Below are 12,945 nucleotides of genomic sequence, written 5' to 3' on the forward strand. Positions count from 1 at the left end.
CGTAATTCTCCTTTTTAATTGTAATCTTATAATCCCGTGCGCGACAGTGAGCCGTGAAGCTTTTAGCTTTTACGTACCCCTAAGGCCTGTATAATTACAGCGTTTGCCTAGGCATTACAGTTGGTAAAATCGCAGTGAAGGTTCTCTCCCTTCTCCTAAGGGGATGTAATTGCTTTAAAAGAAATGTAGTTTTACACGCTTAGCATGTAGCCAGTGGCTGTACAACTGCTTAAATATAAGCCTTCTGTTAAACAAAAAAAAGGCGTAAACATAAAAAGTGATCAAATACTCATTTATTATGCAAGAACACCTGCACAATGTGCGCCCTAATACAACAGCCAACTACATACTGCGCACGAAGCTATTCTACAAACCCACCCCTCCAGAGAGGAAAAAGCTGCAGACAGGTTAAAAGCAAGGCGCATGAGCTAACGGATAGGGGTTTATCACTTGGTTTTCCCCTTCCTCACACAAAAAAGCTGGCGCCCCTGCCTAAGCAGAAACGCCAGCTTTTATATATAACCCAATCCATTGGCGCACGCAAAGATAGGTGCATACCATACTGAACATTGGCGACCTACCGGCCGCGGCAGCTACCTGTTGTTTTCGTCACTTTTAACGCGCTGGCTTCTGAACTTTCAGGCTACAGGATATACTGGCTCAGGTCACGGTTCTTCACCATGCCTGCGAGCTTTTCCTGCACGGTTTCGCGTGTGATAACGATATGGGCGTTGGCGCTGATCTTGTCCGGCACGTCGAACAGGATATCGTTCAGCAGGCGGCTCATGACCGTGTGCAGGCGGCGGGCCCCGATGTTCTCCACCTCCGAGTTCACCTCAAAGGCAATAGAGGCGATCTCGTCCAGTGCCTCATCATTAAATGTCAGCTCCACGCCTTCCGCCATCAGCAGCGCTTCGTACTGCTTCGTGAGGGCATTTTTCGGGAACTTCAGGATCTGGTAGAAATCATCCTTCGTCAGGCTGTTCAGCTCCACGCGGATCGGGAAGCGGCCCTGTAACTCCGGGATCAGGTCAGAAGGCTTGGCCACGTGGAACGCCCCGGCGGCAATAAACAGGATATGGTCGGTGTTGATGATGCCGTATTTGGTGTTCACCGACGAGCCCTCCACGATCGGCAACAGGTCGCGCTGTACGCCTTCCCGGCTCACATCGGGGCCTCCGCCGCCGCCTTTCTTGCTCGAACTGGCGACCTTGTCAATCTCATCGATAAAGATCACGCCGGAGTTCTCGGCCTTGAAAATGGCTTCCTCCTTCACCTCGTCCATATCGATGAGCTTGGCCGCCTCTTCCTCCAGCAGAATCTTCCGCGCCTCGGCAATGGTTACCTTGCGCTTCTTCGTTTTCTTGGGCATCATGCCGCTGATCATCTCCTGGATGTTCATCATCGACGCCTCGTCCATGCCCGGCGCCAGCGCGCCTACACCCGGCATGGCGCTCTGCTGCACCCGTATCTCTATTTTGCGGTCCTCCAGCTCACCATTGCGGATCTTCTCCCTGAATTTCTCGCGGGTGCGCTCGTTCAGCTCATAATCCGTGTCCGGCATCTTGCCGGGCTCTGAGGTATAGGACACGGGCGCGTTGGTTCTGCCCTGTATCGGTGGGATCAGCGCATCCAGGATCGCGTCCTCCACCAGCTCGGCCGCCCGCACCTTCACCTCCTCTTTTTTCTTCTGCTTCACCATGTTCACCGACTGCTCCACCAGGTCGCGCACCATGCTCTCCACGTCGCGTCCCACGTAGCCTACCTCCGTAAACTTAGAGGCCTCTACCTTGGTGAAAGGGGCATCGGCGATCTTGGCCAGGCGGCGGGCAATCTCTGTTTTACCCACGCCGGTCGCCCCGATCATCAGGATGTTGTTCGGCACGATTTCTCCACGGATGTTCTCCGCGGCATTCATGCGGCGCCAGCGGTTACGCAGCGCAATGGCCACGTTGCGCTTGGCATCGTTTTGCCCGATAATGTATTTATCCAGCTCCGCTACGATCTGGGCCGGGGTTAAGTGTTCTATATTGTCTAACATTGTTCTTCCGTTTTTGAGTTTGCTCTGGCGCGGCTGCTTAAATAACGCCAGAAACCACTGTTTATTAAATAGTTTTCTTTTTCAGTAACGTTCGGGTATCTGTGCTCACGGTGATATAGTGGGTGGCACCTGAAGGGTGGAAAAAGGCGCTGCCATAGCTCAGCTCAAACGCCCGCACCCGCAGCATGGCTCCCAGCGAGAACCCAGCCCCGCCGGATGCGGTATCGAGTCGCAGTTCCCGTCGGCGCAGGTGGTTATAGCCTGCCCGCAACTGGAAATTCTTGCTGAAGACGAACTCGGCACCCGCCACGAAGTGCCGGGCTATTTTATCGCCTAGTTTCTTTTCCTCCTTCACCTCGTTTCCGTTCTCATCCAGTTCCCCCGGCGCGTTCGGGTCGAGGTACACGATGTCAAACTGGTAGAGGCGGTGCGCCGTGAGCGACAGCCGCACGGGCATGTGCTCCGGCTTGTAACTTACGCCCAGTTGGGCATCAAAAGGCATCGGCTTCCGCTCTCCGCCGTCCAACGGTTTTACCTGATAGCCCACGTTCCGGAAAGCGAGCCCCACCGTCAGGTCCTTCTCCGGATGCTTGAACGCCACACCGGCATCAGCTAAAAGCCCCACTGCTTGGTTACCGGCCATACTCGACACCGCCACTTTGGCGGTGGCTCCCATGGTAAAAGCCTCCACCTGCCGGACATGCGTCAGGCTAACGGTATAATCATGCACCTCAAAGCTGCCTTCTGCCGCCCCGGTGGCGTCGCGCTGCACGAAATCCCCGTAGTTCAGGTAATTGACGCCCGCTGCCCAGCGCCCGTGTTTTTCTGAGTTAAAGGCGTACGCCACGCTGCTCTGCCTTATATCGGCCAGGTAGCCTATATAACTCAGCGAGAGCTGGCTGTCCATCTCTGCGTTCAGCAGGGCCGGATTGGCCGCCACCATGTTCACATCATGCGCCCCCGCCGTCACGTTCACGCCCCCGAGCGCCGCGAGCTTCGAGCTGTTCGGCAGCTCCAGAAAAGGGAAGCCCCGCTGGCCGCCTACCTGCGCCTGCGCCGTAAGCGCGAAGCCCAGTAGCAGTATGGTGGGCAGTGCCTTTCCTGTTTTCATGCTCCCGGTTACTGTTTCGCTTTGCTCTGCCTGCTTCGCCTATATATAAAACCTCAGTCTCTGGTATCAGCTTGCGGCCTCTTCTTTTTCTTCCCTCACTGTCAGTTTCAGCGGGTGCTTCACCTTCTCCTTCAGCAACGCGATCTTCACAACATCATCCACACGGTCCACATAATGGATCGTTAAGCCTTTTATATAGTGCGCCGGAATCTCGTTGATGTCCTTCTTGTTTTTCTGGCACAGGATGATATCGGTGATACCCGCACGCTTGGCCGCCAGTATTTTCTCTTTGATGCCGCCCACCGGCAACACCTTCCCGCGCAGGGTGATCTCACCGGTCATGGCTAGCCGCGACTTTACCTTTCGCTGCGTGAACACAGAGGCAATAGACGTGAAAATAGCGATACCCGCCGACGGCCCGTCTTTCGGCACAGCGCCTTCCGGAAAGTGAATGTGCAGGTCATACTGATCAAACAGGCGGTAATCGATGTCAAGCAGCTCGGCATGCGCTTTCAGGTACGAGATAGCCGTCATCGCCGACTCTTTCATCACATCCCCTAACTGGCCCGATAAAGTAAGCTTTCCCTTGCCCCTGCTCAGGATGGATTCGATGAACAGGATATCGCCGCCCACCGAGGTCCAGGCCAGGCCGGTCACGACACCTGCGGTGTCGATGTCCTGGTATATATCGCGGTCGAAAATCTCAGAACCTAAAATCCTGGTCACGTCCTCGGGCCTGATGGTTTTGGCGAACTCCTCGTCCATCGCCTTTTGCTTGGCGGTGTTGCGCACCAATTGCCCGATTTTCCGCTCCAGGTTCCGAACGCCCGACTCGCGGGTATAATCGTCGATCAGTTTATAGATCGTCTGCTTCGGCACTTTCACGTCGTCCGGCTCCAGCCCGTGCTCCTGCAGTTGCTTCGGCACGAGGTGGCGCTTGGCGATCTCCGCTTTCTCCTCGAGGGTATAGCCTGTTATCTCGATGATCTCCATGCGGTCGCGCAGGGCGGGCTGAATGGTATCGAGGGAGTTGGCCGTGGCAATGAAGAGCACCTTCGAGAGGTCGTACTCCACGTCCAGGTAATTGTCCATAAACGTGTGGTTCTGCTCCGGGTCCAGCACCTCCAGCAGCGCGGAAGCCGGGTCGCCCCGGAAATCGGAGGCCAGCTTGTCGATCTCGTCCAGGATGATCACCGGGTTAGCCGAGCCAGTTTTCTTTATCTGGCTGATGATCTTGCCTGGCATGGCCCCCACGTAGGTGCGGCGGTGGCCGCGTATCTCGGCCTCATCGCGCACGCCCCCCAGCGACATCCGCACATAGTTACGGCCTAACGCCTTTGCCACGGAGCGGCCCAGGGAGGTTTTCCCAACCCCCGGAGGACCGTACAGACACAGGATAGGCGCTTTCATATCGTTCTTCAGCTTCAGCACGGCCAGGTACTCCAGAATGCGCTCCTTCACCTTCTCCAGGCCGTAATGGTCGGCATCCAGTATCTTTTTGGTGCGCTTCAGGTTAAAGTTGTCTTTGGTATACTCGTTCCAGGGGAGGTCGAGCAGGAATTCGAGGTAGTTGACGGCCACCGGGTACTCAGCGGACTGTGAGTTGAGGCGGGCCAGCTTCTCTATCTCCTTCTGGAAGTGCCTGGCCACCGGCTCGGCCCATTTCTTCTTCTTTGCCCGCTCCCGGAAACGCTCGATCTCCTGGTCAGGGCCTTCCTGGCCCAGCTCATCCTGCAGCACCTTTATCTGCTGCCGCAGGAAATAGTCGCGCTGCTGCTGGTCTATATCAGTGTGTACCTTGGAATGGATCTCCTGCTTCAGCTCCAGCATCTGGATCTCGCGCAGCATCAGCTCCAAAAGCCGGGTGCCGCGCTCGGTGCTGTCGTTCACCTCCAGCAGGGCCTGCTTCTGCGCCACCTCCACGTTCAGGTTGCTCGACAGGAAGTGCGTCAGGAAACTGGGGCTGTCGATGTTATCCAGGGCCACCTGCGCCTCCTGCGGAATCTCGGGGTTCAGCTTCAGCATTTTGCCGGCCGCGTCTTTCAGCGACTGTACCAGCGCCTTCACCTGCTTGTTCTTCTTATCCAGCGGTGTCTCCTCGCAGAGGCTCACCTTGGCCGTCAGGTAAGGGTCTTCGCGTTTTATCTCCTCTATCTTGAAGCGGCTCTGGCCCTGGATAATAATGGTGGTGTTTCCGTCGGGCAGCACCAGCATCTTGAGGATTTTGGCGATGGTGCCCACCCCGTACAGGTCTTCCCCGGAAGGATCGTCGCTGCTGGTGTTCTTCTGCGCCACCACCCCCACGATCTTGTCGCCGGTATGGGCCTTGCGCACCAGCTTCACCGACTTCTTGCGGCTAACTGTGATGGGCAATACCACCCCCGGGAAGAGCACCGTGTTGCGGACCGCCAGAATCGGCAGCTCGTCGGGCAGTTCCTCCGTCTTTACGTCATCCTCGATATCCGCTGTGATCACCGGGATGAACTCGCTCTCATCGTCGTCAGAAATTCCGCTAAGCAAAAGGTTGTGTAGGAAATGCTTGAATGTTTGGTTCATATATAGATTAATGCCATAATGACAGAAAAACACATTGTGTCCCCCGTTTTTCTGTTCCGCAGTTATAATGTCAACTCTTGTGCCAAGGCAAGCGTGGCAGGAGTTTTGCCGGTTTTGCAAAGAAGCCTGTACTGCTTAACTCATAAAATTGTACTTAGTTATGCCGACGCCTCCAAATATATCGTAGATTTAATATCTTTGAACCCGGGGCAAACACTTTAGACTGATGAAACAAGCTTACCTGCTGGCCATTCACTTGCTGCTGCTGCTGCTCTCCTGCCCTTTCGCCAGCCAGGGGCAGCAGTACAAGCATGTCCCGCTCGGCCCGGTACCTGGCGCGAAAGCGCACAAACAGGCACCCGATCCGTCGTATCAGCCCGAATTTCCCAATTTAACTAAAATCCCTTACTATCACGAGCCCAGAAAGCTGGCGGCGATACAAAAGTTGGAAAAGCGCGGGAAATACAGGCAGGCGCTCCCGCTCTTGGAACGGTACGTGCGCAGCTTCGGCATCCAGAACTTTTACAAAGACACGCACCTGCTCTGGCGCCTGGGCCAGCTCTACGAGCGGCAGGGCCACACGGAAAAAGCCAAAGCGCTCTACCGCCTCGTGCTCAAGCATCACCGCTCCGACGTCCGTGAGATCACCTCGCACTACGATTCGCTGGAGCAGAACACGACAGACTATTACGTGCCGCTCGACTTTTATTACGAGCTGGTGGAGTACCGCAAGTCCGTTGCCACCTTTAAGCCTCCCCGGGGAGTGTACGTGAACATGGGCAGCGCCATTAACTCAGACTACGCCGACTACGGCCCTACCCTGAGCGACGAGAACGAGCTGTTTATATATACCTCGAAGCGCAACGTGAACTACCAGGGCATGCAGACGCGGGTGAACGAGGATTTGTTCTACAGCAAGCAGAACAACGGTTTCTGGGAAGAGGCGCAGTCTTTCGGCAAACCCATTAACAGCATTTACAACGAAGGCTCCGCCTGCCTGAGCCGCGACGGCAAGATCCTGTACTTTGCCCGTTGCGAGGCGCCGGACGGCATGGGGAACTGTGATCTATATATGGCCACGCTGCAGACGGACGGCTCCTGGGGCGGGATCACCAATTTAGGGGCCAACGTGAACTCCAAAGCCTGGGACTCGCAGCCGACGCTATCCGCGAAAGAAGACACGCTCTACTTCGCCTCTGACCGCCTGGGCGGGTTTGGCCTGTCGGATATATACTTTACCTATAAAACCAAGGGCGGCGACTGGGCCCCGGCCCGGAACCTGGGCCCGGTGGTGAACACGCGCGAAAGCGAGGTAAGCCCCTTTCTTCACCCGCTCTACCAGGTGCTGTATTTTAGTTCAAGGGGCCAGCTATATAACTTCGGCGACTTCGACATCTATAAAACCTACAGAGTAAAGGGGCGCTGGCAGGAGCCGCGCAACATCGGCCCGCTGGTGAACGGGCGCGGCAGCGAGTACTACTTCACGATAGATGCCGCCTCCAAAAACCTGTACTACGCCCGCTCCGAGCCCGACGACATCACCAACCTGGACCTGTACTCGTTCCCGCTGCCCATGGAGGCGCACCCGCTGGCCGTAACCAAAGTGGAGGGCACCCTCACCGACTCGCTCACCAAAAAGCCCCTGTCCGGTATCATCTCCATCATCGACCTGGACAACGGCGTGGAGATATCCTCCCGGTACATCCGCCCGGACGGGTCCTTCGAGTTCGACCTGATTGACAACACCCGCTATATGATCCTGATCCAGAGCCCGGACTTCTTCACCATAGAGCGCGAGCTGTCGCTGCAGCAGGACACGTCGTTCCAGGTGATGACGACGGTGATTGACTACAGCATCCCGATGGTGTTCCAGAACATCGAGTTCGACCCGAACGAGTCGACGATCAAGGAAGGGATGGAGGCTGTGCTGGATGAAGTGGCGCTATTCCTGATCGACCACCCTACCTTCCGCCTGGAGATTTCCGGGCACACCGACAGCTTCGGAGACCCTGACTTTAACCTCGCCCTCTCGCAGGACAGGGCGGACGCCATCAAACGCTACATTGAGCGCAAGGTGAACATCCCGGATGACCGGATCGATGCCATCGGCTACGGCAGCCAGAGGCCACTTCGTGAGGAAAAGACGGAGGAGGACCGCCGCATGAACCGCCGCGTAGAGTTCAAGATCATCAAGCCGAAGAAGGACAACCCGTAATGCCGGCTCACCCCATATATCTGGCTTCCTGCAAATAACACCACTATCAGTTGGTTCATGCGCATTGCTATTTGCCTGTCTGCAGATTCCCCTCCTCGGAGGGGCAGGGGTGGGTTCTATAGAACATCCTCGTGCGCAGTATTCAGTTGATAATGGTATAACACCAGGTCGCCCGAACCTTCTTCCCTATATGGCTTCCTAGTATTGAATTGAAGGGCAGTGGTATTTTTACGATGGAAGGAAGTATAATATGATTTGGTGTAAGCTGGCAGCACTAAGTTCAAGACTCAGAATAGTCATCACCAACTACCGGTGCTGATCGCAGCCGCGGTATTCGGGTGAGAAAGCAGATACCGTAAAAACAGGAAGGCTAAACCACTGATGGTTTAGCCTTCCTGTTTTTATATGAGCAGAGGCTTCTAAAAGGAGACCTTCTTTGTCACGTCTCCGTGCTGCAACAGCACACTCTCAGTTTTGCCTTTGTAGTTCACATTCACGATGTTCATCTGGTCTGTGAAAATATCCGTCAGGATAGCATTTTTAACGTACAGCTGCGCCAGGGTCGCCTGCTGCACCGGCACCTCCACATACAGCCAAACCATGTCGGCGTCCTCCTCCGAGCCCAGCAGCCTTGCCTTCAGCGGCTTGCCTTTCTCCAGCTCAAAAGCCAGGTTAGATTTGAGGTAGTCCGAAAGCTGCTCGTTAACTGTCTCGGAGCTGCTGCTGTACGTGATCTTTGACTTGGCCTGGCGCGAGAGCGCGTCCTCCAGGTCATCCATAAACACTTTCACAGCCACCTCCAGGTTCTGGGTGCGCGGGTTGTACTTTATATCGGTGATACTGGCGTGGTAATCGTGGGCACTGGCCGGCTGGGCGGCCACTAAGGCCAGCAGCAGCAGCGCCGCAGTAAGAAGTTTATATACCATAGGTTCTTATTTGCCGGCGGGCAGGTCGGCCAGAACGCGTTTCGCCATGTTGGGCATGTTGTCGCTCACAATGCGTTGCACGTCGTTGATGTTCGATTGGTAAGGCACCTTCACCTTGTTGCCCGACACCAGCTCGCCTTTACTGTCATAGATCGAATAATGAACCAAAAAATTGCGCTCATAGTTCTCTGCCGCTCTGTCTAAGCAGTTCTCGTACACAGTTTTTACCTCAAACTGGTTGATGAAAACATAATAATCGATGCCGTACTGGCCGTTGAAGTACGTGAAGAAGTTCGGGTCCTTCACCTTTACGCCGAAGTGCTTGTCCGGGTCCTGAGAGATCGGCAGTTGCTCCGGCTCACCCTTTACCCCCAATTTCTCTTTCTGTCGCTGTACCCAGGCCACGGCGCCCTTTTCCTCCTCTTTCACCACCGGCTGGTGGTTGTACCTCGACTGCTTGTTGTCCTGGTAGCTATAGTTCAGGGATTTATAGATGCGGCTTAACTCGCTCACGCTGTCACGGTACACGCCGCCCAGCAGGTGGATCGTTTCGTAGCCTCTGGGGGCCAGCATCGCGTTCAGCCTGCCCCGGAACACGTGGCGCACGTTCTGGCGCGGGATATGAGACTGCCGCGCGATCTCGTAATCGGCATCGGAAAAGTACAGGTACGGATCGAAAGGCACCACTAGGATGCGGCTTTTGGTCTTCAGGTCGGCAGGCTTGGGATCGGGTGCCGGCGAGGCGGAGGTGCTCTCGGTTGCCCGGGCCGGGCCGGCTGTCGTGGCGGCGGCCTTTGCGGCAGGTGCGCCTTTGGCCGTTGGTGCTGGCCTGGCAGCGGGTTCAGCGGAAGCAGTAGACGTGCTACCGTCAGCAGGCTTTCCCTGCCGCGCCAGGTACAGCGTCTGGCCTATCTGCAGGGTATTGTTGTTCCACTTCTGCAGCGAGTCAAGGGGAATGTTGAAGCGGCGCGAGAGGCTGTAGTAGGTATCCCCCGGCTGCACCAGGTACACGCTGTCGCCGGGAGCGGCGACAGCGTGCCGGTTTGTAAGGGATGGCTTCGCGGCGGGTGCCGCCTCGGCGGTGTTAAAGGCAAAAAGGAAAAGTAATAAAAGGCTTGAAAGGGTGTGGCTAAAAACGGATTTCATTTGTGAAACCTTTGGTTAGAAGATCAACTTGAACACATCGTTAAATATAGCGAAAGCCATCAAGCCTAACAACAGCACCATTCCCACTTTCTGGGCATTCTCCAGAAAATTATCAGAGGGTTTCCGGCCGCTGATCATCTCATACGTCAGGAAAACCACATGCCCCCCGTCAAGCGCCGGGATAGGCAGAAAATTCATGAACGCAAGCACCATCGAGAGCATGCCCGTGATGGTCCAGAACTTGTACCAGTTAAAGGTGTCCCCGAAAATCTGTGCAATTCCGATAGGGCCGCTCAGCGACTTGGAGGCTGAAACCTCGCCCCTGAAAATCTTGCCGAAGCCTTTCATGTTTGCGGCGATCACCCCAAAGGCCTGCTCCGTTCCCATCGGGATGGACTCGCTTAAGGAATAGTCGCGGGTGGCCAGCTGCAGCAGCGGCTGCGAGTGAAACCCGATAGTTCCGTCTTCGCTTACCTCTGTTTGCAGTTTAATAAGCTTGTCGTCGCGCTTCACGGTCATGGTCACGGCCTTGCCTTTGTTCTGCTGCATGGCCTGCTGAAACTCATGGAAAAACTGCACACTCTGCCCGTTTATCTTGGTGATAAAGTCACCCTCCTGCAGGCCTGCTTTTGCGGCGGCGCTGTTTGCCACCACATCGCCCACCTTAAACGGCACGCGCGGCTCCACAAAGAACGACTCGCTCTTGTCGTCTGCCAGTTTGTCCATCAGGTCAACAGGCACCTGTATATCCACCAGCTGGCCGTTGCGCTCCACGGTATAGTAGGCATTGCTGCCAAGCAAGGCCTCCATCGACCGGACATCATCGAAGCGCTCCAGTTTCTTGCCGTTCACAGCCACCACTTTGTCGCCGGTCTGAAACCCGATCTCCTGCCCAATCTCGTTCGCCACGATGCCGTACTTCACCTCATCGGCCGGTATATACTGCTCGCCGTAATGGTAAGTGAGCACGATAAAAATCACGATACCAGTGATGACATTCACAATGATGCCGCCCATCATCACGATCAGGCGCTGCCAGGCTGGTTTGGCCCGGAACTCCCAGGGCTTCGGCTCCTCTTTCAGGGCCTCCGTGTCCATGGACTCATCCACCATACCCGATATTTTCACGAAGCCCCCTAAAGGGATGAGGCCCAGCATGTACTCTGTCTCCCCGATCTTTTTCCCGAACAGCTTGGGGGGAAAGCCGATGGCGTATTTCTCCACCCGCATTCCGAACCACTTGGCGGCCAGCATGTGCCCTAACTCATGAAGCCCTACCAGTATCGTCAGGCCCAGTATGAGCTGGCCCACCATTACAATTATATCCATTTAAAAAGAAGTATGTACGCTTTGTTTTGCCTGATGACGTTGCAACAACAGGCTTATCTGTCACTTGTTTTCGCAGCCGGGCTGATGAACTCCGCGGCGCGCACTCTTGTCTCCCTATCCGTCTCTATATAGTCCTCGTAAGAAGGATTCGCAATATACGCAACTTTTGCCATACAGCTTTCGATGATGTCGGACATCTGCAGGAAGCCCACCTCATCGTGCAGGAAGGCGCTCACGGCCACCTCGTTGGCAGCGTTCAGGATACACGGCATGTTGCCGCCTTTCTCCATGGCATCGAAGGCGATCTGCAGGTTCCGGAAGGTCTTCAGGTCCGGCTGTTCAAACGTCAGCTGCGGATAATCCATGAAGCTGAACCGCGGAAAATCCGACTTCAGGCGCTGCGGGTATCCCAGGGCATACTGGATCGGCAGTTTCATATCCGGCAGGCCGAGCTGTGCCTTGATGGAGCCGTCCTCGAACTGCACCAGCGAGTGAATGATGGACTGCGGGTGCACCACCACCTCAATCTGCTCGTTGCGCAGCCCGAACAGCCACTTGGCCTCGATCACCTCCAGCCCTTTGTTCATCAGCGAGGCAGAGTCGATGGTGATCTTCGCGCCCATGTCCCAGTTGGGGTGCTTCAGGGCCTGCGCCTTCGTTACCTGCGCCAGCTCTGCCGTGCTACGCCCTCTAAACGGCCCGCCCGAGGCTGTCAGTATGACTTTTTCGATTGGGTTATGAAATTCGCCCGCCAGGCACTGGAAAATGGCGCTGTGCTCCGAGTCCACGGGGTAGATGTTCACGCCGTACTCTTTTGCAAGCCCCGTAATCAGCTGCCCTGCCACCACCAGTGTTTCCTTGTTGGCCAGGGCAATTTGCTTGCCAGCTTTTATGGCGCGGATGGTTGGCTGCAGTCCCGCATATCCGACCATGGCGGTGAGTACCATGTCCACGGTTCCCATCTCGACAACAGCATCCAGCGCATTGGCCCCGGCATATACCTTTATATCCTCTTGCTGCAGTGCGTCCCGCACCTGTTCGTACAGGTCTTCGCGGGCGATCACCACGGCATTCGGCTTAAACGCCAGCGCCTGCTGCACCAGCAGGTCCGCGTTGCTGTGGGCCGTCAGCACCTCCAGCTCAAAACTGTCGGGGTTGGCCCTTATCACGTCCAGCGCCTGCGTGCCGATGGAGCCCGTGGAGCCTAAAATGGCGATTCTCTTCATGTGAGTTCCGAGTTCCGAGTTCCGGGTTCCGAGTTATTCTTGCTCTTTCCCTGACTCGTTAGTATGATGCTATTCAATATTTTTTCCAGTTCCTGACAATCAGTATATATACTTTCAAATTGCTTTTGTTCCATATAGCCGGTATCGTGCAACAGCCGGAGCCAGTATGCTGTTTCTCTTGCTTCTTTTCTGGCGATGCTTAGTTTATATATAAAATCAGAAGTTGATTGCCCGCCTGTTGCCTCCTGCACATTCGCTCCCACAGATGTTCCGCTTCTCATTACTTGCTTAGACAATACAAACTCTTTTTTCTCTGCAGATAAATGCTGATACATCTTCACTACCCGAACAGCAAAGGCATAAGACTTATCTGCAATTATACTCTTCCCCATTCA

At 55.3% G+C, this 12,945-nt stretch carries 9 protein-coding genes; 1 reads left to right on the forward strand and 8 read right to left on the reverse strand.

The window, feature by feature from the left end:
- Positions 1-643: 643 nt before the first annotated feature.
- The 3 genes from hslU to lon all read right to left on the reverse strand — a co-directional run bounded on the left by hslU (position 644) and on the right by lon (position 5,708).
- Complete coding sequence (hslU, locus tag ABD920_RS23445) at positions 644-2,041, reverse strand: ATP-dependent protease ATPase subunit HslU (protein ID WP_345163002.1); 1,398 nt, start codon at positions 2,039-2,041, stop codon at positions 644-646.
- Between the two features lie 64 nt (positions 2,042-2,105).
- Positions 2,106-3,152 carry a type IX secretion system protein PorQ gene (gene porQ, locus ABD920_RS23450; protein WP_345163005.1) on the reverse strand — a complete coding sequence of 349 codons (1,047 nt, stop codon included), beginning with the start codon at positions 3,150-3,152 and terminating at the stop codon, positions 2,106-2,108.
- A gap of 66 nt (positions 3,153-3,218) precedes the next feature.
- On the reverse strand, positions 3,219-5,708 hold the full coding sequence (gene lon, locus ABD920_RS23455; RefSeq protein ID WP_345163009.1) for an endopeptidase La: 2,490 nt from the start codon (positions 5,706-5,708) through the stop codon (positions 3,219-3,221).
- Positions 5,709-5,934: 226 nt separating this feature from the next.
- On the opposite strand from lon, the gene ABD920_RS23460 reads away from it, so the two are divergent.
- Positions 5,935-7,923: an OmpA family protein gene (locus tag ABD920_RS23460; protein ID WP_345163012.1), complete on the forward strand. Its 1,989-nt coding sequence runs from the start codon at positions 5,935-5,937 to the stop codon at positions 7,921-7,923.
- A 419-nt stretch (positions 7,924-8,342) separates the two neighbouring features.
- On the opposite strand, the gene ABD920_RS23465 is transcribed toward ABD920_RS23460, so the two are convergent.
- Genes ABD920_RS23465 through ABD920_RS23485 form a run of 5 tightly spaced genes read right to left on the reverse strand, consistent with a single transcriptional unit; the run spans position 8,343 to position 12,942 of the window.
- The gene (locus ABD920_RS23465) at positions 8,343-8,849 is read right to left on the reverse strand and encodes a DUF6702 family protein (RefSeq protein WP_345163015.1); all 507 of its coding nucleotides are present in this window, start codon (positions 8,847-8,849) and stop codon (positions 8,343-8,345) included.
- 6 nt (positions 8,850-8,855) lie between these two features.
- Positions 8,856-9,995, reverse strand: a complete 1,140-nt coding sequence (locus tag ABD920_RS23470; protein ID WP_345163018.1) for a LysM peptidoglycan-binding domain-containing protein — start codon at positions 9,993-9,995, stop codon at positions 8,856-8,858.
- Positions 9,996-10,010: 15 nt separating this feature from the next.
- Positions 10,011-11,324, reverse strand: coding sequence for an RIP metalloprotease RseP (gene rseP / locus ABD920_RS23475; RefSeq protein ID WP_345163021.1), 1,314 nt, complete (start codon positions 11,322-11,324; stop codon positions 10,011-10,013).
- 53 nt (positions 11,325-11,377) lie between these two features.
- Positions 11,378-12,550, reverse strand: a complete 1,173-nt coding sequence (locus ABD920_RS23480; protein ID WP_345163024.1) for a 1-deoxy-D-xylulose-5-phosphate reductoisomerase — start codon at positions 12,548-12,550, stop codon at positions 11,378-11,380.
- Positions 12,547-12,942: a four helix bundle protein gene (locus ABD920_RS23485; protein ID WP_345163027.1), complete on the reverse strand. Its 396-nt coding sequence runs from the start codon at positions 12,940-12,942 to the stop codon at positions 12,547-12,549. Before ABD920_RS23485 ends, ABD920_RS23480 begins: the two co-directional genes overlap by 4 nt.
- Positions 12,943-12,945 lie beyond the last annotated feature (3 nt).

It is taken from the genome of Pontibacter saemangeumensis (genome assembly GCF_039541895.1).
GTDB classification, from domain to species: domain Bacteria; phylum Bacteroidota; class Bacteroidia; order Cytophagales; family Hymenobacteraceae; genus Pontibacter; species Pontibacter saemangeumensis.